A 23466-nucleotide genomic window follows, 5' to 3' on the forward strand; every position below is an offset into this window, starting at 1 on the left:
TCACATCCGCCCACCCCGCGCGGTGGCGGCTCAGCCCTGCGGGCCGCGGGTGCCGGTGCGGGGCGGGCGCAGTGCGGCGACCGGGGCGGACCAGCGCCGCCGCAGCGAGACCAGCCGCAGCACGAAGACGAAGGCGGCCGCGACGATCAGCCCGGCCGTGTGCGCCTGTCCGTACGCCGACAGCAGCGCCACCACGATCGACCCGGCCAGCGCGGCGAGGGCGTAGATCTCCCGGCGCAGCACCACCGGGATCTCGCCGGTGAGCAGGTCGCGCCCCAGACCGCCGCCGATCGCGGTGAGCATGCCGATCATGCAGGCGCCGACCGCCGGGACGTGCGCGTCGAGGGCCTTGAGCGTGCCGGTGACGGTGAACAGCCCGAGACCGGCCGCGTCGAGCACCAGCACGGTGGTGCGCAGCCGGGCGAGCTGCGGGTGCAGCCAGAAGACGGCGGCGGCGGTGGCCGTCGCGGTGACCGCGTACCGCCAGTCGGCGAAGGCCAGAGGCGGGACCTCATTGATGACCAGGTCCCGGAAGATCCCGCCGCCGAGGGCGGCGACGACGCCGACGAAGGCCACCCCGAAGAGGTCGAGCCGTTTGGCCACGGCCGCCGAGGCCCCGGAGGCGGCGAAGACCGCAACCCCGGTGAGGTCGGCGACGAGCAGGGCGGTGGAGGTGGTCACCGGCGAAGGTTACGTGGGCGGGCGGCGGAGCCGCCCGCGGTCACTCGCCCCAGGAGTCGTAGATCTCCTTGCACTTCGGGCAGACCGGTGAACCCGGCTTGGCCGCCTTGGTGACCGGGAAGGTCTCCCCGCACAGCGCGATGACGAACGTGCCCATGACCGCGCTCTCGGCGATCTTGTCCTTGCGGACGTAGTGGAACATCTCCGGGCCGGTGTCGGCGTCCTTCACCTCGGGACGCTCGAGAACCTGTGTGCTCACTGCTACACCTCCAAATTTCCAGTTTGGCAGCTTCTCCGTGGCCGGTCCACCGCAGGTCACCGAAGAGCGGCCCGTACCGTAACGGAAGTGACCAACTTTCACATCCATTTCGGGACCGAAGTGGCCGACGCCCTGCGCGCCGGACGCCCGATCGTCGCCCTGGAGAGCACCATCGTCTCGCACGGCCTGCCCCGGCCGGACAACCTGCTGGTGGCGCGGCAGATCGAGCAGGCCGTCCGGGACGCGGGCGCCGTCCCGGCCACCATCGGCATGGTCGCCGGCGAGCTGATCGTCGGCCTGGATGACGCGCAGCTGACCCGGCTCGCCACGGTCGACGGGGTGAGCAAACTGTCCGTACGCGATCTCGCGGTGGCCGCCGCGACCGGCGCGGACGGTGCCACCACGGTGGCCGCCACCAGCGCGGTGGCCGCGGCGGCCGGGATCGGGGTGTTCGCCACCGGTGGCCTCGGCGGGGTGCACCGAGAGGCGGCCCAGACCTTCGACGAGTCCGCCGACCTGGTCACCCTGGCCCGGACGCCGATCGCGGTGGTCTGCGCCGGCGTGAAGTCGATCCTCGACGTGGGCGCCACGCTGGAGCGGCTGGAGACCCTGGGCGTGAGCGTGGTCGGCTACCGGACCCGCCGCTTCCCCGGCTTCTACCTCACCGACGCCGGCTTCGACCTGGACTGGTCGGTGGAGTCGCCGGAGCAGGTGGCCGACGTGCTCGTCGCCCGGGAACGGCAGGGCGTGCACCAGGGCGGGCTGATCGTGGCGAACCCGCTCCCGGTCGACCAGCAGCTCGACCCGGCGCTGCACGACCGTACCCTCGCCGAGGGGCTGGCCATGCTGGCCCGCGAGGGGGTGACCGGCAAGGCCGTCACGCCGTTCCTGCTCGCCCATTTCCACTCGGCCACCGAAGGCGCCAGCCTGGCGGTGAACGTGCGGATCATCCTGCGCAACGCCGACCTGGCGGCACGGATCGCGGTCGCCGCGGCGGCCCGGCGTACCGATTCCCCGGCATGAGCGAGGTGGCGGCATGAGCCGGGCACCCGGCATCGTCGTCGTCGGCGATGTGATCACCGACGTGGTCGCGGTGCTCTCCGGACCCCTGGCGACCGGCTCGGACACCGCGGCCGCGATCCGGTTCAGCGGCGGCGGGCAGGCGGCCAACACCGCCGCCTGGCTGGCCGGTCAGGGTGCCGACGTCACGCTGGTGGCCGCGACCGGCGACGACGAGGCGGGCCGGGACCGGGTCGCCGAGTTGGCACGGGGGGGGGTGACCTGCGCGGTCGAGCGCCACGAGGGTTACCCGACCGGCACCGTGATCGTGCTCGCCCACGACGGGGACCGCACCATGGTCAGCCAGCGCGGGGCGAACCTGCGGCTGACCGCCGGGCACGTCGACCGGGCCCTGGCGGCGGCGCCCGACGCCGGGCACCTGCACCTGTCCGCGTACCCCCTGCTCGACGCCGGGTCGCGCGGCGCGGGACTGCGGGCGCTGGCCGTCGCCCGCGAGCGCGGGCTGACCACCAGCGTCGACGCGGCCTCCGCGGCACCGCTGCGGCGCGTCGGTGCGGCGGCCTTCCTGGCCTGGGTACGCGACATCGACCTGCTGCTGGTCAACAGGGACGAGGCGACCGTGCTGGCCGGCGGGCTGGACCCGGCGGCGCAGGCGCGGGCGCTGACCGCGGTGGCCCACCGGGTGGTGGTCAAGCGGGGCGCGGCCGGGGCGGTCTGGGTGGACCGGACCGGGCGCGTGGAGACGGCGCCCGCGCGCGGCGTGCCCGTGGTGGACGTCACCGGGGCCGGGGACGCGTTCGCCTCCGGGCTGCTCCTCGCCTGGCTGGGCGGTGCCGAACCGCGGGCGGCCCTGTCCCGGGCCGGCGACCTCGGCGCGCTCGCCGTCTCCTCGGTCGGCGCCCGCCCCACCCCCTGACGGCGGGCCGGTCCGGGTGTGGGCGCCTGGACCGGTCAGGGCTCGGCGTCGATGACCTTGTGCGGACGTTCCTCGGCCGGGAGCGCCATCGGTGGTGTCTCGTGCCGGGCGTGCAGCTTGTTGGCGAGCCGGTGCTGCTCCTTCGGCGGGCGGTCGTTGGCGAGCAGCACCGCCAGCCACGGAATGAGCACCATCCCGAGGCCGCACAGCGGCAGCCAGAGCCAGAGCAGGGGTGCCTTCGCGCCGACCAGGATCGCACCGGCCACCAGGCACGCGACCCGGATGCCCATCATCAGCACGTAGCGCTTCTGCCGGCTGTTGAGCTGGTCGTCCTGGCTGCGCGCGGCGTCGGTGATCAGGATCGGCTCGTACGCCTGACGCTTCACCACGACCTCCTCAAGGGGTTACCCCTCATCCTGTCACTCCGGGCGGATGATCGGCGAAAATCGCCTGGAGCCGGGCGCGTGTTACGCGCGTGGTACGCTCGGGCCATGGCCAACCGGTTCAGCTTCACCGACGAGGCGCTGGCCAACCTGCGGGTCTACGACGTCACGCCCGGGGAAGTCTGGGAGGCCCTGCACAGCACGCGACGGGTCATCCGGCACCTCGGGGACGACGTGATGGTGGTCTACGCGACCGACCACCGGGGGCGACGCCTCGCCGTGCTGCTGGCCGAGGCGGACGGCACCGACAACGACTGGGACATCCTCTCCGCCCGCGAACTGAGCGACGTCGAGGCCAAGCGCTACGACGAGGCGGTACGGAGATCACGCCGACGAGGAGGCGGTCACGATGCACCGTAACGAGGCGACCAAGCGGTTCCACGACGGCGGCGACGCCCTCGCCGACCTGATCGACGAGACACAGCCGGCGGAGCTGCCCATCCCCGACACCGACGTGCCGATGGTCAGCCGCTCGGTACGCCTTCCGCTGGAGACGTACGAACGGGTCCGGACGGCCGCCGAGGCTCGCGGCATCGGCGTGACCACGCTGATGCGGCAGTGGATCGAGGCCGGCCTGGCCGACCTGGACGACTCGGCGACGGTCTCCCTGGCCGACGTCCGGCGGGCGCTCGCCGCGCTCTCCCGCCCGACCGCCGCCTGACCGCCGTCCGGCCCGCCTGACCACGTCCCCGACGCTGCCTGACGCGGCCGGTGCGGCCGGCCGTCAGATCGGCGGCGCGGGCTGCTCCGGCGGCCGGCCCCGCGTCAGCTCTTCGCCGCCTTCGCCTCCGCCTTCATCCGCTGCTTGTACTCCCGGACCCGGCGCAGCGACTCGGGATCGGTCACGTCGGCCACCGACCGGTACGCCTCCGCGTCGCCGTACCCGCCGGCGGCCTCCCGCCAGCCGTCCGGGGTGATGCCGAACCGCTTACCGAGCAGGGCCACGAAGATCTGCGCCTTCTGCTTGCCGAAGCCGGGCAGCTCGCCGACCCGGCGCAGCAGCTCCCGGCCGTCGGTCACGTCGGACCAGAGCCGGGCCGGGTCGCCGTCGTACCGGTCGACCAGGACCTGGCACACCTCCTGGACCCGGGCCGCCATGGCCTTGGGGAACCGGTGCAGGGCCGGCGGCTGGGCGAAGAGGGCGACCAGGGCCTCCGGGGCGTACCCGGCCAGCTCCCGGGCGTCCGGCTCGTGGCCCAGCCGCTGCGCGAGGACGTACGGGGAGGAGAACGCCTTCTCCATCGGCACCTGCTGGTCGAGCACCATGCCGAGGAGCAGCGCGAGCGGGCTGCGGGCCAGCAGTTCGTTGGCCTGCGGGTCGATGGGCAGGGAGAGCGTCATGCCTCCATCCTGCCGGTCGGGCCGCCGCGCGCCGAGCCGACTCCCCGCGCCACGCGACGCGGCCCGGTGGACAGGGGTGAGGTCCACCGGGCCGCGGGCGGGCGGGTCGTCAGTTGACGACGAACAGCAGTCGGTTCGGCGAGCCGGAGCCGGGGTTGGTCACCTTGCTGGCGGTGGAGTTGGTGGTCAGGTAGCTGGTCACCTGCGCCGGGGTGTACGACGGGTTGGCGCTGAGCACGAGCGCCGCCGCGCCGGCCACGTGCGGCGTGGCCATCGAGGTGCCGCTGATCGTGTTGGTGGCCGTGTCGCTGGTGCTCCAGTCCGAGGTGATCGACGAGCCAGGCGCGAAGATGTCCAGGCAGGAGCCGTAGTTGGAGTACGAGGCGCGGGCATCGGTGCTGGTGGTGGCGCCGACGGTGATCGCCGAGGCGACCCGGGCCGGCGAGTAGCTGCACGCGTTGGCGCTGGAGTTGCCGGCCGCGATGGCGTACGTGACGCCGGAGGCGATCGAGTTGGCCACCGCGTTGTCGAGGCTGGTGCTGGCGCCGCCGCCGAGGCTCATGTTGGCCACGGCCGGCTTGACCGCGTTCGCGGTCACCCAGTTGACGCCGCTCACCACGCCGGTGGTGCTGCCGCTGCCGGCGCAGTTGAGCACCTTCACCGCGACCAGGCGGACGCCCTTGGCGACGCCGTAGGTGTTGCCGCCGACCGTGCCGGCGACGTGCGTGCCGTGGCCGTTGCAGTCGGTGTTGTTGGTGTCCACCGTGTTGGTGCCCCAGCTGGCCCGGCCGCCGAAGTCGCTGTGCGTGATCCGGATGCCGGTGTCGATGATGTACGCCCGCACGTTGGTGGCCGTGTTCGGGTAGGTGTAGGTGCTGTTCAGCGGCAGGTTGCGCTGGTCGATCCGGTCCAGCCCCCACGTCGCGCCGGTCTGGGTGCCCTGGGTGGTCACCACCCGGTCCTGCTCGACGTACGCCACGGCCGGGTCGGCGGCGAGCCGGCGGGCCTGCGCGGCGCTCATCGTCGCGCTGTAGCCGGTCAGCGCGGCGCTCCAGACCGTGCCGACGTTGCCCCCGTAGCGCTTCGCCAGGGCGGCGGCGCGGTCCGGGACCGCGGAGCGGGCGGCGAGGCTGTTGGCGGCGCCGACCGCGTCGCCCTTGAGCACCACCAGGTAGCTGCCGCTGATGGCGTCCGGGGCGCCGGCGTAGCGAACGTCGCCGGTCGGCGCGGCGAGGGCGGGGGTGGAGGCGGCGGCGGCGAGGGCCGCGGCGGCGGCCGTGACGGCGAGCGCGCGCAGCGCGCGACGCCGAGGAACGGACACGTCGGACATCGTCTGGCTCCCTACCGGGCGCCCGCGCTCGCGACTCGGGCACCCATCGAAGATGTTGGGGGAGATCGTAGCCAGGCATCGACAGTCATGAAAGAGATAACCTCCAATCAATTCGTCGCGCGGTATGGATCTCGTGGGTGCCGGGCGATCGGCGCCGCCGGAGAGGCAGGATGGCGACGTGGACCGTCATGACATGCTGCTCTCCCCCGCGGGCGTCGACGCGCTGCGCACCGCGCTGACCCGGGCACGCTTCACCGCCAACGGCATCGCCGACCGGCTCGGCCCGCAGGCCACCGGCGGCGTGGCCCGCAACGACTTCCGGGCGGCGCTGCGCGCCACCGAGGACCAGGACCCGCTCGCCACCCTGATCCGGGTCTTCATCTGCGACCAGACCGAGCCGGAGCCGGCGGTGGCCGCCGCGCTCGCCCCGCTGCCCGTCGAGGAGGCCGTCGCCGGCGGGATCGTCGAGCGGCACGGCGACGGCCTGCGTGCCGGCGTCGACCTGGAGCCGTACGGGGACGAGTGGTGGGTGCTCGCCGACGTGCCGGCCAGCGCCCGGCCCGGCAAGCCGCTGCACGCCGAGCACGTGCTCGGCATCGGCGGGGCCACCCAGACGCTGATCGGCGCGACCGTCCGCCGTCCGGTGGAGACCGCGCTGGACCTGGGCACTGGCTCCGGCGTCCAGGCCCTGCACCTGTCCACCCACGCCCGGAAGGTCACCGCCACCGACGTCGCGCCGCGGGCGCTGCGCTTCGCCGCCACCACTGCCGCCCTCAACGGGCAAGACTGGGAGCTGCTCCAGGGCGACCTGGTGGCCCCGGTGGCCGGGCGCCGGTTCGACCTGGTGGTCAGCAACCCGCCGTTCGTGGTCGGGCCCGGCACCACCACCCACGTCTACCGGGACTCGGGGCGGGTCGGCGACGCGATCGGCGCCGAGCTGGCCGCCGCCGCCCCGCACCTGCTCACCGAGGGCGGGACGATGCAGTACCTGGCCAACTGGGTGCACGTCACCGGCGAGGCGTGGGACGAACGGGTGGCCGGCTGGTTCGCCGGCACCGGGCTGGACGCCTGGGTGATCCAGCGGGAGGTGGCCGACCCGATGGCGTACGTCAACCTGTGGCTCACCGACGTCGGGGAGGCCGCCGACCCGCACCGGATGGCAGCCTGGTTGGACTGGTTCGACGCGCACAAGGTGGAGGCGATCGGCTTCGGCATCGTCTCGCTGCGCCGCGCGGGCCACGACCAGCCGATCGTCCGGGTGGAGGACCTGCGCCAGCGGGTGGAGCCGCCGATGGGCGACCGGATCGCCGAGTGGTTCGACCGCCAGGACTGGCTGCGGACCCGCGACACCGACGGGCTGCTGGCCGCCCGCTACCGGGCCGCCGAGGGGCTCGAGCTGCGGCAGGAGGCGACCATGGGCGACGAGGGCTGGGCGGTGGACCGGCAGGTCCTCGCCATGCCGCACGGGCTGCGCTGGTCCGAGGAGATCGATCCGCTGGTGCTCGCCCTGGTCGGCGGCGCGGACGGCAAGCTGCCGCTGCGGGACCAGCTCGCCCTGCTCGCCGCCGCGCACGACGTCACCCCGGACGAGCTGGCCGAGGCGGCCGGCCCGATCGTGGCGCACCTGGTCGAGCGCGGCATCATCGAGCCGGTGGTGGCCTGATGCGGGCGGTGGTGCAGACGGTCAGCCGGGCCGGCGTGACCGTCGACGGCGAGGTGGTCGGCGAGATCGCCGACGGTCTGCTGGTGCTGCTCGGGGTCACCCACACCGACACCCGACAGGTGGCGGCCACCATGGCCCGCAAGATCCACGAGCTGCGGATCCTGGACGACGAGCGCAGCGCGGCGGACACCGGTGCACCCATCCTCGTGGTCAGCCAGTTCACCCTGTACGGGGACGCCCGCAAGGGCCGGCGGCCGACCTGGACGGCGGCCGCCCCCGCCGAGCAGGCCGAACCCCTGGTGACCGCGGTCGTGGAGGAGCTGCGCGCCCGGGGCGCCAAGGTCGAGACCGGCCGGTTCCGCGCGCATATGCTGGTCGAGAGCGTCAACGTGGGCCCCCGCACCATCCTCCTGGATCTCTAGCCCTGGCCGGTTGATCAAGGAGTTTGCGTCTGAGATCTGATTTCCCGAGACGCAAACTCCTTGATCAACGCGGCTCTCGGCGGGTCAGGAGAAGAGGCCGCGGCGGCGGAGGGACTGGCGGAGCCAGGTGTCGAGCTGGGCGGTCCAGTCGGTGCGGTCCACGGTGGCGTGCTCGACGGTGAAGCGGCCGAAGGCGTCCCGGCCCTCGGTGAACAGGCCGCCCCGTTTGTCGAGCTCCAGCACCACCTGCACCTGGTGCGGATCCGTCACGAAGGTGACCTCCAACTGGTTGATCGCGTGCGCGTACTGCGGCGCCGGGTGGAACTCGATCTCCTGGTAGAACGGCAGGCGCTGGTGCACGCCGTAGAGGTGCCCGCGCTCGACGTCCGCCCGGGCGAACCGGAAACCCAGCCGCAGCAGCGCCGCCAACAACCGCTCCTGGGCCGGCAGCGGGTGCACCGCCACCGGGTCCAGGTCACCCTTGTCCACCGCCCGGGCCACCTCCAGCTCGGTACGCAGCCCCATCGTCATGCCGTGCAGGTGCTGGCCGTACAGGTCGGTCAGCGGGGTCTCCCAGGGCACCTCGAAGCGGAACGGCACCTCGTACCGCTGCCCCGGGTCCAGCCGGAACCCGCCGGTCACCTGCCGGCGGCCGAACTCCTGAGTGGTGTCGTACTCGTTGTCGCCGCTCTCCACCTCGACCCGGGTGACCAGGCCGAGCGCCACGTACGTGACGTCCACCGGGTGGTCCCCGCCGACCACCTGGATCCGGCCCTCCAGCTGCCCGCCGGGGCGGCAGTTCGGGTTGGCCAGCACCGTCTCCACCGACGGACCGCCCACGCCCATCGCCTGCATGAGCCGCTTGAAGACCACCATGTCCTCCGATCGCCTGCGCTGCCGGGCCCCGGTGGCCGGCCGCTGGCACGGTAACCGGGTCGGACAACCGACACCGGACGTTCCGCACGGATTGCTGTCGGTTCCCCGATCGCCTCACTCCCGTTTCACGCCCCGACCGCCAAGCTGTTTCGTACCGGCACCGCCGCGGCCCGCGGCACGGAACCGGTACGGCACGAAGGACACGGGGAGAGACAGAGATGGCCCAGCAGATGATCGAGCACCAGACCCGCCCGGCTGCCACCATCGACGCCGAGCACGGCACCGACACGCTGACCGACCTGGACGCCACCGACGAGCGCGGCGTCTCCACGGACCTGGTCCGGGCGTACCTGAACGGCATCGGACGCACCAAGCTGCTCACCGCCGCGCAGGAGGTCGAGCTCAGCAAGCGCATCGAGGCCGGCCTGTTCGCCGAGGAGAAGCTGGCCACCTGCACCCCGGTCTCCGCCGAGCTGCGCGCCGACCTGGAGCTGATCGTGGCCGAGGGCCGGGCCGCCAAGGACCACCTGCTGGAGGCGAACCTGCGGCTGGTGGTGAGCATCGCCAAGCGCTACACGGGTCGCGGGATGGCCTTCCTCGACCTGATCCAGGAGGGCAACCTCGGCCTGATCCGCGCGGTCGAGAAGTTCGACTACACCAAGGGCTACAAGTTCTCCACCTACGCCACCTGGTGGATCCGCCAGGCCATCACCCGCGCCATGGCCGACCAGGCCCGCACCATCCGCATCCCGGTGCACATGGTCGAGCAGGTCAACCGGATGGTCCGGGTGCGCCGCGAGCTGTCGGTCACGCTGGGTCGGGAGCCCACCGTCGCCGAGGTGGCGCAGGCGCTGGAGATCCCCGAGTTCCAGGTGATCGAGCTGATCTCGTACGACCGGGAGCCGGTGAGCCTGGACCAGGCGGTCGGCGACGACGGCGAGAGCGCGCTCGGTGACTTCGTCGCCGCGGTGGACCCGCGCGAGGAGCCGGGCGACGCCGCCGCCAACGGCGAGCTGCGCAACGAGGTACGGATCGTGCTGGCCACCCTGTCCCAGCGGGAGCAGGCGGTGATCCGGCTCCGGTTCGGCCTGGACGACGGCCGGCAGCGCACCCTCGACGAGGTGGGTCGCGAGTTCGGCCTGTCCCGGGAGCGGATCCGGCAGATCGAGAAGGTCACCCTGCTGAAGCTGCGCGCGCCGGAGCGGGCCAACCGCCTGGAGGCGTACGCCTGCTGAGCGGGCCCGCCCCAGCGGAGGCCCCGGCGGTTCGCCGGGGCCTCCGCTGCCTGTCCCGGTCGTTCGCCGGGGTGCTTGCCCCGGCCTTCCCTACAAGCGGCGGGGACCGGTGTCCGGACGGGGCGCCTCGAGACCGGTGCGGACGGTGGCGTGCAGCACGGAGATGCCGTCCGGGCGGGCCAGTACCGGGTTGAGGGTCAGCGAGCGCACCCGGGGCTGTTCGTCGGCGAGCCGCCCGACCCGCACCAGCAGGTCGACCAGGGCCGCCCGGTCCACCGGCACGCCACCCCGGTGCCCGCGCAGCAGCGGCGCCGCCCGAGGCTCGTCGACCAGCTCGGCGGCGTCCCGGTCGGTCAGCGGCACCGCGCGCCAGGCCCGGTCGCCGAGCAGCTCAGTCGCCACGCCGCCCAGCCCGAAGCCGACCACCGGGCCGAACGCCGGATCCTCCACCAGCTCCACCACACAGGCCACGCCGGGCGGGACCATCGGCTGCACCAGGACGTCCAGGCCGAAGGCGGGGGCCAGCTCGGCGTAGGCGCGGCGCAACGCGGCCGGGTCGGCCAGGTCGAGGCGGACCGCGCCGAGGTCCAGGCGGTGCCGCAGCCCCGGGTCGGCGGCCTTGAGGGCGACCGGGTAGCCGAGGCGCTCGGCGGCGGCCACCGCCTCGTCGGCCGAGCGCGCCGGCACCGACTCCACCAGGTCGATCCCGTACGCCCCGAGCAGCGCCGCCGGATCCGCGCCGTCGACCCGCAGCGCGGCCTGCCCGGCCGCCCGGTCCATCCGGCTCAGCTCGGGCAGCACCCCGGGCGGGCGGCGCAGCCAGTCGGCGTACGTGGCGACCCGGGCGAGGGCCCGGACCGCCTCCTCCACGCTCGGGTACGCCGGCACCCCGACGGGCACCCGGCCGGCGAGGAAGGTCGCCACCACCGGCTTGCCGACGGTCGCCGCATCGGGCAGGGCGGCGGTGAAGTCGGCCTCCGGGTCGGTGAGCTGGCCGGGCAGCGGCGGCGCGAAGACGGCCACCACGGCGTCCACCCGCTCGTCGGCGGCGGAGGCGGCGAGCGCGGCGGCGTACTCGCCGGCACCGGCCCGGGGGCCGACGTCATGCGGGTAGCCGTCGGCCACGGCGAGACCCTGGGCGGCGCACGCGGTGGCGGCCAACCCGCTCAGCGCCGACGAGTTACCCACCACGGCGACCCGGCGGCCGGCCGGCAACGGCTGGTGGGCCAGGAGCACACCGACGTCGAGCAGCTCGGCGACGGTGTCCACCCGGATCACCCCGGACTGGGCGAAGAGCGCGCTGACCGCCGCGGCGTCCAGCGCCGGCCCGTCACCGAGACCCGGCGGGCGGGCCAGCGAGGCGAGCGCCACGATCGGCTTGCTCCGGCCGATCCACCGGGCCAGCCGGGCGAACTTGCGCGGGTTGCCGAAGGTCTCCAGGTAGAGCGTGATGACGTCGGTGCCGGGGTCGTCCTGCCAGTACTGGAGCAGGTCGTTGCCGGAGACGTCGGCGCGGTTGCCGGCGGAGACGAAGCTGGACAGGCCGAGCCCGCGCCGGGACGCCTCGGCGAGCAGGGCCACCCCGAACGCGCCGGACTGGCTGAAGACGCCGACCCGGCCAGGGGCCGGCAGCACCGGGGCGAGCGTGGCGTTGAGCCGTACCGCCGGGTCGGTGTTGGCGACGCCGAGGCAGTTCGGGCCGATCACCCGCATGCCGGCCAGGTGCGCGGCGCGGACCAGGGCGCGCTGGGCGGCCGCGCCCGCCGGCCCGGCCTCGGCGAAGCCGGCCGAGATCACCACGAGGCCGTGCGCGCCGGCCCGCGCGGCGTCGGCGACCACCTCGGTCACCGCCTCCGGGGCCACCGCCACCACCGCCAGGTCGACGTCGCGCCCGGCATCGGCCGCCGACGGGTACGCGGGCAGCCCGGCCACGGTCGCCGCCGTCGGGTGCACCGGGACGACCGCGCCGGTGAACCCGCCGTCGCGCAGGTGCCCGAGCAGGGCCGCGCCAACGCCCTGCCCGGTGGTGCTCGCGCCGTAGACGGCGATGCCGCGCGGGGCGAGCAGCCGGGCGATCGAGCGGGCCTCGGTCCGGTGCTCCCGGCCGCGCTGCACCTCCAGGGTCGCCTCGGTGGGGGCGATCGGGAAGCTCAAATGCACCACGCCGTCGGCGTACTGGCGCTGGACCTGGTAGCCGAAGTCGGAGAAGACCCGCAGCATCGCCCCGTTGGCCGGGAGCACCTCGGCGACGAAGTGCACGATGCCGAACCGGCGGGCCGTATCGGCCAGGTGCTCCAGCAGCACCGACCCGATCCCCCGGCCCTGGTACTCGTCCTCCACCACGAAGGCCACCTCGGCCTCCGGCGACCCGGGGCCGAGCCGCTCGTACCGGCCGACCGCGACGATCCGGTCGCCGGCCAGCACCACGAACGCCTCCCGGTCGCGGTGGTCGACGTTGACGAAGCGTTGCAGGTCCCGCTCCGGGATGCGCGGGTACGGCGAGAAGTAGCGCAGGTAGCGGGTGCGCTCGGAGAAGCGCCCGTGCATCGCCACGATCCCCAGCCCGTCGTCGGGCCGGATCTGTCGCAGCTGGACGGTCGTGCCGTCGCTGAGCAGCACGTCCACCGGTTGCTCGACTGTGGTCACCGGTCGGTCCTCCCCTACCGCCGGTCAGTCGCGCGGATCGTGCGGATCGAGCCCGAACAGCGGGAAGACCGACCGGCGACTGGCCGCGATGGCCCGGTCCACCGCGTTCGGCTCGCCGTTCGGCTGCCACGGCTGGTACGCCGGGTCGGCGTCGTCGGTCATCCGCAGCGGCACCTCGCGCCCGGGCCGCCGCTTCGCCGCCAACTCCCGCCAGGCGGGCGGGGTGAGCGTGGCCGGGTCGAGGGGCTCCCCGGTGGCCACGGCCAGCAGGTGCGTCCACGCCCGGGGCACCACCTCGACCAGCGCGTACCCCCCGCCGCCGGTAGCCACCCAGCGGCCGTCGCACAGCTCGTCGGCGAGCGCCCGCAGCGCCAGGTAGGTGGCCCGCTGCCCGTCCACGGACAGGCGCAGGTCGGCCAGCGGATCGAGCCGGTGGCCGTCGGCCCCGCACTGGGTGACCAGGAGCTGCGGCCGGAACGCCCGCAACACCGAGGGCACGATGGCGTGGAAGGCGCGCTGCCAGGCGGCGTCGCCGACGCCCGGCGGCAGCGGCACGTTGACCGCGGTCCCCTCCGCGCCCGGCCCGCCGGTCTCGTCGGGAAACCCGGTGCCCGGGAAGAGCGCCAGCGGGGTCTCGTGCAGGCTGACCGTGAGCACCCGCGGATCGTGGTAGAAGATCTCCTGCACGCCGTCGCCGTGGTGCACGTCCACGTCCACGTACGCGATCCGCTCCGCGCCCAGGTCGAGCAGACGGGCGATGGCCACGGCGGGGTCGTTGTAGACGCAGAACCCGGCGGCCCGGTCCGGCATGGCGTGGTGCAGCCCGCCGGACACGTTGACCGCCCGGCGGGCCTCCCCGCGCCACACCGCCTCGGCGGCGGCCACGCTCGCCCCGGCGACCAGCGCGCTCGACTCGTGCATGCCGTCGAAGACGGGATTGTCCGAGGTGCCCAGCCCGAAACCGGCGAACAGCGGATCGCGCGGGGCGGCCCGCACCGCGTCCAGGTAACGGGGGTCGTGCACCCGGCTCAGCAGCTCATCGTCGGCCGGTTCCGGCTTGACCAGCCGGACCCCGGGCCGGTCCAGCACGCCGAGTTCGCGGGCCAGCGCGATGGTCAACTCCACCCGGACCGGGTCGAGCGGATGGTCACCCATGTCGTAGGCGAGCAGGGCCTCGTCCCACACCACCACCGTGTCGTCGGCCATGGGCTCATCGTCGCACGGACGCCCGACCCCGCCCACCGCACGGACCGCTAGCGGCCGGACGGCCCACCGGCGGCCACCGGACGGTCCGGGTCGGCCACCCAGTTGCTCCACGAGCCGACGTACAGGGCGGCATCCGGCCGGCCGGCGAGGTGCAGCGCCAGCACCGCCTGCGCGGCGGTGACCCCGGAGCCGCAGTACGCCCCGACCGGTGCATCCTCGGCAACCCCGGCGGCGGCGAACCGCTCGCGCAGCGCCGCCGCGGCGGGAAACCGGCCGTCGGTGACGTACTCCGGGGCGGGCAGGTTCACCGCGCCCGGCACGTGCCCGGCGACCGGGTCGATCGGTTCGGTCTCGCCCCGGTAGCGCGGGGCGGCCCGCACGTCCAGCAGCACCCCGGCGTCCGCGGCGGCCAACCGGGCCGCCTCCCCCGCGTCGAGCACGGGCAGCGCGCCCGGCGCGACGGTGACGTCGCCCGGAGCCGGCGTGGGCGCCTCGGTGGAGACGGGCAGCCCGGCGGCGACCCACCCGGGGAAGCCGCCGTGCAACACCCGCACCGCCCGGTGGCCGGCCCAGCGCAGCGTCCACCAGGCCCGGGCGGCGGACATGCCGTCGCCGCCGTCGTACACGACGACGGGGTGACCGGCGCGGACCCCGGCGGCCCGCAGCGCGGCCTGGAGCGCGGCGGGGTCGGGCAGCGGGTGCCGGCCGGCGGCACCCGGTCGGCCGCACAGCTCGGTGTCCAGGTCGACGAAGACGGCGCCCGGCAGGTGGCCGGCCGCGTAGTCGTCCCGGCCAGGCGGCCCGACGAGCCGCCACCGGACGTCGAGCAGGGTGGGCGGGTCGGCGCGGTCGAGCTCGGCGGCGAGCCGGTCGGGCTCGATCAGCAGGTCATCGGTTCCGGACATGCGGTCCAGTCAACACCATCCGGGCATCGACCCCCGGTTCGGCGTCGGCCGATCGTCGCAGCTCCGGGGTAACATCGATCACCGGGAGGCCGCTGACGTGAAGCATGACCTGGTCGACACGACCGAGATGTACCTGCGCACCATCCTCGAGCTGGAAGAGGAGGGGGTGCCGCCGCTGCGCGCCCGGATCGCGGAGCGGCTGAAGCAGAGCGGCCCCACCGTCAGCCAGACCGTCGCCCGGATGGAGCGGGACGGCCTGCTCACCGTCGAGGGCGACCGGCACCTGGCGCTCACCCCGCGGGGCCGCGGCACCGCGGTGTCGGTCATGCGCAAGCACCGGCTGGCCGAACTGCTGCTGGTGAACGTGATCGGGATGCCCTACGAGGAGGCCCACGACGAGGCCTGCCGATGGGAGCACGTGATGAGCGACGCGGTGGAGAAGCGGGTCTACGACCTGCTCAACCGCCCCACCCGCTCGCCGTACGGAAACCCGATCCCCGGGCTGGCGGAGCTGGGCGAGCCGGGCCAGCCGGAGGCCGAGCCCGCCGAGACCGAGCGCAACCTCGCCTTCCCCGGCCTCGCCGGCCCGGTGGTGGTACGGCGGATCTGCGAGAGCGTGCAGACCGACGCGGACGTGCTCCGGCAGCTGCACGCGGCCGGCGTCGACCCGGGCGCCACGGTGACCGTGGCCCAGGAGCGCGACGGCGTCTCGATCGACCGCTCCGGCGACCGGGTCCGGCTCCCCCGCGAGGTGGCCTCCCGGGTGTTCGTCGCGGCCCGTTGACCCGCCGGTCAGGATCTTCACCGACCCCGCCGGTCACAGCCGGCGGGTGTCCACCGCCTTGGCCAGGTTGACCAGCTTGCCGGTGAGCTGCTCGGCCTCCGCCGGGTCCGTCCCCGCCGGGCAGGTCCAACGCAGGGTGGCCAGCCGCCCCTCGGTGGCGAGCCAGCCCACCTCCGCCCCCGGGCCGGTCTTGCCGCTCTTCGGCAGCTTCTGCCGGTAGGCGATCTTCCCCAGCTTGCTGACCTTCGTGGCACCCCGGGGCAGCACGTCCTGGGTGAACCCCGATGTGTCGATCGACGTTTCGGTGACCGTGAGGGTCAACTCCGGCAGGAGCTTCCGCTCGGCGCGTACCACGCAGACATGCGTGTCCCCCTGCTCCACGGCGGCGGCCACGTCGAAGCGCACCCCAGTGTGCTTGGCGATCACCCCGAAGTCGAGCAGCCGGCACGCGCCGCCCGAGGACGCCGCCGCCACCTCCACCGGCGCCGGTGCCGCGGGCGGCAGCGCCACCGGGGTGGCCTCCGCGGCACAGCCGGCGGTCAGCAGTACGGCCGAAGCGGCCAGCCAGGTCCGGGCGCCCACGTCATCCCCCCACCCTCGCCGGCGGGATGCCCACCGGATGTCCGTCGGACACCGTACGGCGTGCCCGCGTGGGAGGGAAGTCCTCAATCGTCCACGTACGGACAGTGCCGGCAGCCACGGCCACAGCAGGTGCCCCGCCGGGCGAGGAACCCGGCGCTGAGCACGAAGAGCCCGCTCTCCGGATCGAGGTAGCCGGCCTCCCCGGCGGCCAGCGCCGCCGCGTGGGCGGCCAGGATCCGTTCCCGATGCGGGTGCTCGGGCGACAGCCGGGACGGGTGCGGCTCGGTCAACGGCCGCGCCGCCAAGGGTCGTCGCTCTCCGCTCACCGGGCGAGTCTACGGAGAGCCGCTCCGCGCCCGTCCCAGGCGGTTCGGCGCGGGATCACCCGTACCGGTGGAAGGCGGCGCGGACCTCGGCGCGGTCGGCGCCGCCGGCCAGCACGAGCCGGAGCAGCACCTTCGCCTTGTACGGGTCGAGCAGCCCGCCGCAGACCAGCCCCCGCCGGAGCAGGTCGGTCTCCGAGCCGACCGCCCCGTACGTGTGCCGCAGCACCGAACCGGCCCCGGTCCGGGAGGTGAGCACCACCGGCATCCGTTCCGCCAACGCGCCGAGCGCCGGGGCGAAGTCCGGCGGCACGTGCCCCACCCCGAAGCCGGCGACCACCAGCCCGTCGAGACTGCGGGCCACCGCATCGAGCAGCGCCACGTCGTCGTCGAGGGTGACCGTGTGCAGCGCCACCCGGGTGGCGGCGAGCCGGTCGGCGTCCACCGGCGGCAACGGGGCGCGCCGGAGCGGCCGGGTGAGCAGCCGTACCTCTCCCTCGATGACGTGGCCGAGCGGGCCGGCGTTGGGCGAGGCAAAGGTGGCCGTACTGGTGCTGTGGGTCTTGCGGACGTGCCGCGCGGCGTGGATCTCGTCGTTGAACGCGACCAGCACGCCGAGGTCACGCGCGGCCGGCGCGGCAGCGACCCGGGCGGCGGCGAGCAGGTTCGCCGGACCGTCCGGGCCGGCCAGGGTGGGGTTGCGCATCGCGCCGGTGAGCACCAGCGGCGCCGGGTGCGGCCAGACCAGGTCGGCCAGGAAGGCGGTCTCCTCCAGGCTGTCGGTGCCCTGGGTGACCACCGCGCCGGTCGCTCCAGCCGCCACCGCCGCGCCGGCCGCGTCCACCAGGTCCAGGACCTGCCGGTACGTCAGCGCGGCGCTCGGCACCGCCTGCACGTCGTGGACGTCGAGCGGGACGTCGGCGAGCCCCGGCACGGCGGCGGTGAGTTCGCCCCCGGTGAGCCGGTTGACCACCCCCTGGCCGCTGGTCCCGGCCATGGCGATCGTGCCGCCGAGGGTGAACAGCGCGACGGTCATCGGTCTGCCCTGCCGTCATCGACCGGGTCGGGTCCGACGAGCGGCGCCGGCCGGGTGGCCAGAAGGAACGCCTGTGGCCCCCGCTCGCGGAGGTGCCCCTCCGCCGCCCTGACCAGCGTGGCCCGCACGGTCAGCCCGACCTCGGCCAACTGGTCGGCGAGCCGGTCCGGCGGCAGCCAGTGCACGTCGTACGAGACGGTGTGGCCGTACGCCTGCTCGAGGCGGATCCGCTGGTCGCCGGCCTTGACCGCGAGCAGCAGGTGCCCGCCCGGCGCGAGCACCCGGTGGAACTCGGCGAACACGACGGGCAGCAGTTCGGGCGGCAGGTGGATGATCGAGTACCAGGCGACGAGCCCGGCCAGCCCGGCGTCCGGCAGCGCCAGGTCGGTCATCGAGCCGACGTCGAAGCGCAGCTCCGGGTACGTCCGGCGGGCCACCTCGACCATGCCGGGCGAGAGGTCGACGCCGGCCACGTCCAGCCCGAGGTCCCGCAGGTGGGCGGTGACCCGGCCGGTCCCGCAGCCCACCTCCAGCACCGGTCGGCCGGGCCCGACCTGCTCGGCGAACGCGGTCAGCATGCCCCGGTCGAGCGGGCCCTCCACCACCTCGGGAAGCAGCCGGGCGTAGTCCACCGCGACCGTGTCGTACGCGGCGCGGGTCTCGGTCAGCCAGGTCGGTTCGGTCACGACCGGAAACCCTAGTCGCCGGCCGGATCCGTCCCGGCCCCGAGCCGGGTCAGGTACGCGACGAACGGCTCCGGCCGCTCGAACAGCGACCGGTGCCCGGCGCCCGGGATGACCAGGTGGTCCTTACGCGGGGCCTGGAGCCGCGCGTACCACTCGTCGAACAGGCGCAGCCGGCCCGGCACCTCGTTTGCACCGTCCACGAAGTACGCCGGCACCTGGAGCTGCCGCACGTCGCGGCGGAAGTCCAGCTCCTGCAACCGGGGATAGAGCACGTCCCAGCCGTCGAGGAAACCGAAGACGTGGGCGGTCTCCAGCGGGCTCTGCTCCGGCACCCCGAGGCTGCCCACCATGCCGGTCTCGTCCTCGCCGGCGCCGGTGCGGTCGAACGCGAAGGCGCCGGCCTCGTTGGTCAGCAACGGCTCGTACGCCCAGATGTCCGGGTACGGCGGTGGGCCCTGGGCGGCCATCCGGTCGGCGAGTCCGGTCCGGCCGGTACGGCGGGCCCAGGCCAGGGTGTCGGCGTACTGGCTGCGGTCGGCCTCGCGCAGGCTCACCACCTGCCCGACCCCCACGTACGCGGCGAACAGCTCGGGGTGGCGCTGCGCGGCGAGCAGGCCGGGGATGGTGCCGCCCGAGTGCGCGAGCAGGTGGATCCGGTCCCGGCCGAACCGCTCGCGTAGGTGCCGGGTCACCGCGAGCAGGTCGCTCACCTCGTCCTCCAGTGTCCACGCGGCCGGGGACCGGAACGCGGACCAGGATCGGGGGCCGGCGGCGCGGTCCCAGGTGACGACCACGAAGCGCTGCTCCAGGGCGGCCAGGTGCCGGCGTACCGAGGCGATCTCCGAGCTGCCGGGCGGGCCGGGCACCACGAGCAGCACCGGCGCGGCCGGGTCCGTACCGCGGATCAGCAGGCCAAGGTGGCGGCCGGCGGAGGTGACCGAGTCGAACCGGGCGATCCCGCCCGGGATCGGTGCGGTCCGCGCCGGCACCGCCGCACCGACGGTGACCAGGGCGAGGACGGCGGCGAGCAGGCCGACGGCGCCCCGGCCGAGCCACCGCACGACCGGCTCGCGCGGCGCGACACCGGCGACCCGGCGGGCGATCCCGGCCCCGTAGGCCGCGCCCACCAGCAGCGGCAGCAGGGTGAGCAGCCCGTGCACCCCACGCCCGGCGAGCAGGGCCACCACACCGAAGCCGCTCAGGTGCGGTCGGTCGACGCTCGGCCCGCGCAGACGGATCCGGACCAGCTCGACGGCGGCCGCGAAGAGCACGGGCGCGGCGAGCATCGCCCACCGCGAGCGGCTCAACCAGCCGGCCGCCAGCCCGACGACGAGGCTGATCCCGATCGAGACCAGGGCGGTACCGGCGGTGCCGGGGCCGCGCGGGGTCCACCACCCGGCGATCAGGCCCCACGCCCCCGGCAGCAGGAGCGCGAGCACCGCACGGACTGTCTGGTGGCGGAGCGGCATACCGGGCCTCCCGTCGTCATCCGGCTGTCCACACTAGCCACTGCCGGCGCTCCGCGTGGTCCCCCGATCACGGGTGGTGTCCGATCCACCCCGGGAATTAGCTCCAGCGCATACTGCCGATCTCCTGCTTGAACTGCTTCAGCGTGAACGTGCCACCCTCGGCGGGCTCCAGCCGCAGGGAGTAGGTCACCGTCCCGACCTCCCACCACATCGTCCATGACCTTCTTGGATCACCGGTGACGGTGCCGTGACGCGCGCCGATCGAGAGGGTCCCGACCCGGTCGGGGAGGTCCACTCCCGCAGTGCGCTGCGCGGTCACGAGCAGCACTGAGCCTCCCGGGCCGTTGTAGCCCTGATGCCAGCCCTCGTCGGTCGACATCCAGTGTGACGAGAACGGACGCCACCGCTTGTCCGAGCGCAGGTCCGGCAGATCACGCTCGAAGTAGATCGGCGGGGTCAGTCCGGTGGCGGCGTCGCGGAGCACCCGGCCACCGAGCGGCTTCGGCAGTGAGACGACGATGGGAACGGCGCCACCGCTGGCGGCGCAGTCGACCGCCTCAATGACGCGAGCGTTCACCGAGATGATCACCTGGGCGTCCTTCTGCTCAGTGATCGTGGCCTGCGGTTGCCAGAGCTCTTTGCATCGAACGTCGCCCGGGCCGCTGTACACGGTGATGTCGGTGCCATTTCGAGCCACCATCGCCGACACCCAGGGCAGCGTGGCCGGCGCATCCGGCGGCGCCGCCGCGGCTGTCGAGGTTCGGGGTGCCGCCTGGTCGGCCGCAGGTCGGTGGAGAGAACAACCGCTGGTGAGTGCGAGGGTTACGGTGACCGCTACTGCCACAACGGTGACCCGGCGCCGGCCGAGCCCATCATTGATCGCCATAGCCGCCTTCGCCTTGTCGTCGGACGCGCCGGACGGGATGGTACGTGATCATCCGCTGCCCCGGCGGCCCCCGCACCCGCCGCAGAGCACGGGCAAGATAATTTCCCCGGGGTGTTGTCGAATCGGGCGGGACCCGTCCGTCGGTGAGGCAGAAGAGGGAAACGACCACCTGAGGAGAATCCGATGACCCAGTACGCAGTCCTGATCTACTCGCCCGCGCCGGCCGACCCGATGGAGATCACGCCCGACTACCTGGCACTGCTCGATCGGTACCCGGCCCAGGTCGAGGAGCTGGGCGGCAGGATCGTCACGGGGTTCGCGCTGCAGCCCAGCACCACCGCCACAGCGGTCCGCGGCGACCTCGTCACCGACGGCCCGTTCATCGAGGCCAAGGAGGTCGTCGCCGGGTTCTTCGTCCTGGAGGCGCCCGACCTGGACGTCGCCCTGAAGATCGCCAAGCTGAACCCGGCAACCATCGACGGCGGCGTCGAGGTCCGACCGCTGTTCGTCCCGCCGGCCGAGTGACCGACGCCGGCACGACCGCGGCCGAACGTGCCGTGGCGGACGTGCACCGTCGCGAGTGGGCCTTCGTGCTCGCCGCGACGGCGCGCGTCGCCGGTGACCTCGACGTCGCCGAGGAGTGCGTGCAGGACGCGTACCTGGCCGCGCTGGACGCCTGGGCGCGGGACGGCGTACCCCACAAGCCGGGCGCCTGGCTGACCGCGACCGCGAAGCGCAGGGCCCTCGACGTGCTGCGGCGGCAGAAGGTGTTCCGGTCCAAGCTGCCGCTGCTGGTGGAGCCGGCGGAGGCCGAGGTGGCGGACGAGCCCGGCGCGGACGCGGTGCCCGACGACCGGCTACGGCTGGTCTTCACCTGCTGCCACCCGGCGCTCGCCCGGGAGGCCCAGGTCGCGCTGACCCTGCGCCTGGTCTGCGGGGTGAGCACCGGCGACATCGCCCGGGCGTTCCTCGTCTCCGAGTCGACCATGGCCGCCCGGGTCACCCGGGCGAAGAAGAAGATCGCCGCCGCCCGGATCCCCTACCGGGTGCCGGAGGCCGCCGAGCTGCCCGAGCGGCTGGACGCGGCGCTGACCGTCATCCATCTGCTCTACACGGCCGGGCACACCGCCCCCTCCGGCACCGAGCTGGTCCGGGCCGACCTGGTGGACCGGGCGCTGCACCTGACCCGCATGCTGCTGGCGCTCATGCCCGACGAGCCGGAGGTACGCGGGCTGCTCGCGCTGCTGCTGCTCACCGACGCCCGGCGGGCCACCCGTACCGACGCCGAGGGGCGGCTGCTGGTGCTGGCGGAGCAGGACCGGTCCGCCTGGGACCGGGCCGCCATCGAGGAGGGCAACCGCCTGGTCCTCGGCGCGTTCCGGACCGGCCACGTCGGCCGGTACGCGCTCCAGGCGGCCATCGCCTCACTGCACGCCGTCGCGCCCAGCTACGCCGCAACCGACTGGCCCCAGGTGGTACGCCTCTACGACGAGCTGCTGAAGCGCTGGCCGTCGCCGGTCGTGGCGCTCAACCGGGCCGTGGCGGTGTCGATGGCCGACGGCCCCGCGGCCGCCCTGGTCGAGGTCGACGCGCTGGCGCGGGACGCCCGGCTGGCCGGCTACCACTACCTGCCAGCGATCCGTGCCGACCTGCTCCGCCGCCTCGACCGCCATCAGGAGGCGGCGGAGGCGTACCGGGCGGCCCTGGCCCTGGTCGACAACGACACCGAACGCGCCTACCTCGCCACCCGCCTCGCCTCCCTCACTCCCGACGAGGGCGAGGAGCGGCCGGCGCGCGGCGCGGGCGGGAAGGCGGCGCGGTAGGCGCGGGGTGGGACGCCGACGAGCTGGCGGAAGCACTCGCGGAAGGCGGTCGGGGAGGCGAAGCCGACGAGCGTGCCGACCCGTTCCACCGGCTGGTCGGTGCGTTCCAGCAGCTGCTGGGCACGGCGGATCCGCTGCCGGTTGAGCCACTGCACGGGTGTGGTGCCGGTCTGGTCTCGGAAGTGCCGGCTGAGGCTGCGCGTACTCATCGCGGCGTGCGCGGCGATGTCGGCCAGGGTGAGCGGGCGGTGCAGGTTGTCGGTCAGCCACACCAGCAGCGGTTGCAGGCTGAGCCCGGCCGGCGCGGGCGGCTCGTACGCGATGAACTGGGCCTGACCACCGGCGCGCTCCAGCGGCATGACGCAGCTGCGCGCGGTGTCCGCGGCCACCGCCGCGCCGTGGTCGCTGCGTACGACGTGCAGGCACAGGTCGAGCCCGGCCGCCGCGCCGGCCGACGTCAGCACCGGCCCGTCCGTGATGAACAGCACGTCGGGGTCGACGGTGACGGTGGGGTGGCGGCGGGCCAACTCGGCCGCGGCGGCCCAGTGCGTGGTGGCCCGCCGGCCGTCCAGCCGCCCCGCGGCGGCCAGCACGAAGGCGCCGGTGCAGATCGACACCAGCCGGGCCGGGGTGGCGGCGAGCGCGTCGAGGACCGCCGCGGGCAGCGCCGCGTCGACGTCGGCCACCCCCGGTACGACGACCGTGTCGGCCTCGGCCAGCGCGGACAGACCGTGCGGCGCCCGGAGGCTGACCGCTCCGGCCCGCACCTCGTCCGTGCCGGCGCAGACCCGCACCCCGTAGGCCGGGCTACCGTCCGCCCGGCGCGCCCGGCCGAACACCTCGACCGGCACGGACAGGTCGAACGGGACGACGCCGTCGTAGGCGAGGACCACCACCTGATGCATGCGTCCATCCTGGCGGGAATCCGTCGACG

Annotated in this window: 26 protein-coding genes; 10 read left to right on the forward strand and 16 right to left on the reverse strand. The window is 74.4% G+C overall.

Annotation, left to right across the window (positions count from 1 at the left end; all coding sequences use genetic code 11):
* Positions 1 to 30 precede the first annotated feature (30 nt).
* Together ABZ783_RS00745 and ABZ783_RS00750 are read right to left on the reverse strand one after the other, a co-directional pair.
* Entirely contained in the window at positions 31 to 681 is a 651-nt protein-coding gene (locus tag ABZ783_RS00745; protein WP_357433358.1) for a trimeric intracellular cation channel family protein, read from the reverse strand.
* 40 nt (positions 682 to 721) lie between these two features.
* Entirely contained in the window at positions 722 to 940 is a 219-nt protein-coding gene (locus tag ABZ783_RS00750) for a DUF3039 domain-containing protein (RefSeq protein WP_357433360.1), read from the reverse strand.
* 87 nt (positions 941 to 1027) lie between these two features.
* On the opposite strand from ABZ783_RS00750, the gene ABZ783_RS00755 reads away from it, so the two are divergent.
* Positions 1028 to 1963 (forward strand): pseudouridine-5'-phosphate glycosidase, encoded by a 936-nt coding sequence (locus ABZ783_RS00755; RefSeq protein ID WP_357433362.1) that lies wholly within the window; start codon positions 1028 to 1030, stop codon positions 1961 to 1963.
* Between the two features lie 13 nt (positions 1964 to 1976).
* The gene (locus ABZ783_RS00760; protein WP_357433364.1) at positions 1977 to 2876 is read left to right on the forward strand and encodes a sugar kinase; all 900 of its coding nucleotides are present in this window, start codon (positions 1977 to 1979) and stop codon (positions 2874 to 2876) included.
* Positions 2877 to 2911: 35 nt separating this feature from the next.
* Here ABZ783_RS00760 and ABZ783_RS00765 read toward each other — a convergent pair whose 3' ends face one another.
* The gene (locus ABZ783_RS00765; RefSeq protein WP_357433366.1) at positions 2912 to 3262 is read right to left on the reverse strand and encodes a DUF3099 domain-containing protein; all 351 of its coding nucleotides are present in this window, start codon (positions 3260 to 3262) and stop codon (positions 2912 to 2914) included.
* Between the two features lie 105 nt (positions 3263 to 3367).
* Between ABZ783_RS00765 and ABZ783_RS00770 the strand changes: the two genes are divergently transcribed.
* The gene (locus tag ABZ783_RS00770; protein WP_357433368.1) at positions 3368 to 3679 is read left to right on the forward strand and encodes a hypothetical protein; all 312 of its coding nucleotides are present in this window, start codon (positions 3368 to 3370) and stop codon (positions 3677 to 3679) included.
* Entirely contained in the window at positions 3669 to 3980 is a 312-nt protein-coding gene (locus tag ABZ783_RS00775) for a hypothetical protein (RefSeq protein WP_357433370.1), read from the forward strand. The genes ABZ783_RS00770 and ABZ783_RS00775 overlap by 11 nt, the downstream gene beginning before the upstream one ends.
* A 104-nt stretch (positions 3981 to 4084) precedes the next feature.
* Here the strand turns inward: ABZ783_RS00775 and ABZ783_RS00780 are convergent, their stop codons facing one another.
* Together ABZ783_RS00780 and ABZ783_RS00785 are read right to left on the reverse strand one after the other, a co-directional pair.
* Complete coding sequence (locus ABZ783_RS00780) at positions 4085 to 4660, reverse strand: HhH-GPD-type base excision DNA repair protein (RefSeq protein ID WP_357433372.1); 576 nt, start codon at positions 4658 to 4660, stop codon at positions 4085 to 4087.
* A gap of 109 nt (positions 4661 to 4769) precedes the next feature.
* Positions 4770 to 5990 carry a S8 family peptidase gene (locus tag ABZ783_RS00785; RefSeq protein WP_357433374.1) on the reverse strand — a complete coding sequence of 407 codons (1221 nt, stop codon included), beginning with the start codon at positions 5988 to 5990 and terminating at the stop codon, positions 4770 to 4772.
* Between the two features lie 178 nt (positions 5991 to 6168).
* On the opposite strand from ABZ783_RS00785, the gene ABZ783_RS00790 reads away from it, so the two are divergent.
* Complete coding sequence (locus ABZ783_RS00790; protein WP_357433376.1) at positions 6169 to 7653, forward strand: methyltransferase; 1485 nt, start codon at positions 6169 to 6171, stop codon at positions 7651 to 7653.
* On the forward strand, positions 7653 to 8075 hold the full coding sequence (dtd, locus tag ABZ783_RS00795) for a D-aminoacyl-tRNA deacylase (RefSeq protein WP_357433378.1): 423 nt from the start codon (positions 7653 to 7655) through the stop codon (positions 8073 to 8075). The genes ABZ783_RS00790 and dtd overlap by 1 nt, the downstream gene beginning before the upstream one ends.
* An 84-nt stretch (positions 8076 to 8159) precedes the next feature.
* On the opposite strand, the gene ABZ783_RS00800 is transcribed toward dtd, so the two are convergent.
* On the reverse strand, positions 8160 to 8948 hold the full coding sequence (locus ABZ783_RS00800) for a sporulation protein (protein ID WP_357434284.1): 789 nt from the start codon (positions 8946 to 8948) through the stop codon (positions 8160 to 8162).
* A gap of 233 nt (positions 8949 to 9181) precedes the next feature.
* On the opposite strand from ABZ783_RS00800, the gene sigB reads away from it, so the two are divergent.
* Positions 9182 to 10186, forward strand: a complete 1005-nt coding sequence (gene sigB / locus ABZ783_RS00805; RefSeq protein WP_357434285.1) for an RNA polymerase sigma factor SigB — start codon at positions 9182 to 9184, stop codon at positions 10184 to 10186.
* Positions 10187 to 10276: 90 nt separating this feature from the next.
* On the opposite strand, the gene ABZ783_RS00810 is transcribed toward sigB, so the two are convergent.
* Genes ABZ783_RS00810 through ABZ783_RS00820 form a run of 3 tightly spaced genes read right to left on the reverse strand, consistent with a single transcriptional unit; the run spans position 10277 to position 14943 of the window.
* Positions 10277 to 12832, reverse strand: a complete 2556-nt coding sequence (locus ABZ783_RS00810; protein WP_357433380.1) for a GNAT family N-acetyltransferase — start codon at positions 12830 to 12832, stop codon at positions 10277 to 10279.
* Positions 12833 to 12856: 24 nt separating this feature from the next.
* Positions 12857 to 14038, reverse strand: coding sequence for an acetoin utilization protein AcuC (locus tag ABZ783_RS00815; protein WP_357433382.1), 1182 nt, complete (start codon positions 14036 to 14038; stop codon positions 12857 to 12859).
* 47 nt (positions 14039 to 14085) lie between these two features.
* Complete coding sequence (locus tag ABZ783_RS00820; RefSeq protein WP_357433384.1) at positions 14086 to 14943, reverse strand: sulfurtransferase; 858 nt, start codon at positions 14941 to 14943, stop codon at positions 14086 to 14088.
* 97 nt (positions 14944 to 15040) lie between these two features.
* Between ABZ783_RS00820 and ABZ783_RS00825 the strand changes: the two genes are divergently transcribed.
* Complete coding sequence (locus ABZ783_RS00825; protein WP_357433386.1) at positions 15041 to 15727, forward strand: metal-dependent transcriptional regulator; 687 nt, start codon at positions 15041 to 15043, stop codon at positions 15725 to 15727.
* 33 nt (positions 15728 to 15760) lie between these two features.
* Here the strand turns inward: ABZ783_RS00825 and ABZ783_RS00830 are convergent, their stop codons facing one another.
* The 6 genes from ABZ783_RS00830 to ABZ783_RS00855 form a co-directional block, all read right to left on the reverse strand.
* The gene (locus ABZ783_RS00830) at positions 15761 to 16309 is read right to left on the reverse strand and encodes a hypothetical protein (protein WP_357433388.1); all 549 of its coding nucleotides are present in this window, start codon (positions 16307 to 16309) and stop codon (positions 15761 to 15763) included.
* A gap of 83 nt (positions 16310 to 16392) precedes the next feature.
* Positions 16393 to 16635, reverse strand: a complete 243-nt coding sequence (locus tag ABZ783_RS00835; RefSeq protein WP_073835349.1) for a DUF5522 domain-containing protein — start codon at positions 16633 to 16635, stop codon at positions 16393 to 16395.
* 55 nt (positions 16636 to 16690) lie between these two features.
* Positions 16691 to 17668, reverse strand: coding sequence for an asparaginase (locus ABZ783_RS00840; protein WP_357433391.1), 978 nt, complete (start codon positions 17666 to 17668; stop codon positions 16691 to 16693).
* Positions 17665 to 18354 (reverse strand): class I SAM-dependent methyltransferase, encoded by a 690-nt coding sequence (locus ABZ783_RS00845; protein WP_357433393.1) that lies wholly within the window; start codon positions 18352 to 18354, stop codon positions 17665 to 17667. The genes ABZ783_RS00840 and ABZ783_RS00845 overlap by 4 nt, the downstream gene beginning before the upstream one ends.
* A gap of 11 nt (positions 18355 to 18365) precedes the next feature.
* Positions 18366 to 19793 (reverse strand): alpha/beta hydrolase, encoded by a 1428-nt coding sequence (locus tag ABZ783_RS00850; RefSeq protein ID WP_357433396.1) that lies wholly within the window; start codon positions 19791 to 19793, stop codon positions 18366 to 18368.
* Positions 19794 to 19920: 127 nt separating this feature from the next.
* Entirely contained in the window at positions 19921 to 20709 is a 789-nt protein-coding gene (locus ABZ783_RS00855) for a hypothetical protein (RefSeq protein ID WP_357433397.1), read from the reverse strand.
* A gap of 183 nt (positions 20710 to 20892) precedes the next feature.
* Between ABZ783_RS00855 and ABZ783_RS00860 the strand changes: the two genes are divergently transcribed.
* Entirely contained in the window at positions 20893 to 21234 is a 342-nt protein-coding gene (locus ABZ783_RS00860) for a YciI family protein (protein WP_357433399.1), read from the forward strand.
* Between the two features lie 65 nt (positions 21235 to 21299).
* Positions 21300 to 22532 carry a DUF6596 domain-containing protein gene (locus ABZ783_RS00865; RefSeq protein ID WP_357434286.1) on the forward strand — a complete coding sequence of 411 codons (1233 nt, stop codon included), beginning with the start codon at positions 21300 to 21302 and terminating at the stop codon, positions 22530 to 22532.
* On the opposite strand, the gene ABZ783_RS00870 is transcribed toward ABZ783_RS00865, so the two are convergent.
* Positions 22445 to 23437, reverse strand: coding sequence for a helix-turn-helix domain-containing protein (locus ABZ783_RS00870; protein WP_357433401.1), 993 nt, complete (start codon positions 23435 to 23437; stop codon positions 22445 to 22447). The genes ABZ783_RS00865 and ABZ783_RS00870 overlap by 88 nt on opposite strands.
* Between the last annotated feature and the right edge of the window lie 29 nt (positions 23438 to 23466).

It is taken from the genome of Micromonospora sp. NPDC047738 (genome assembly GCF_040642675.1).
Taxonomy (GTDB): domain Bacteria; phylum Actinomycetota; class Actinomycetes; order Mycobacteriales; family Micromonosporaceae; genus Micromonospora.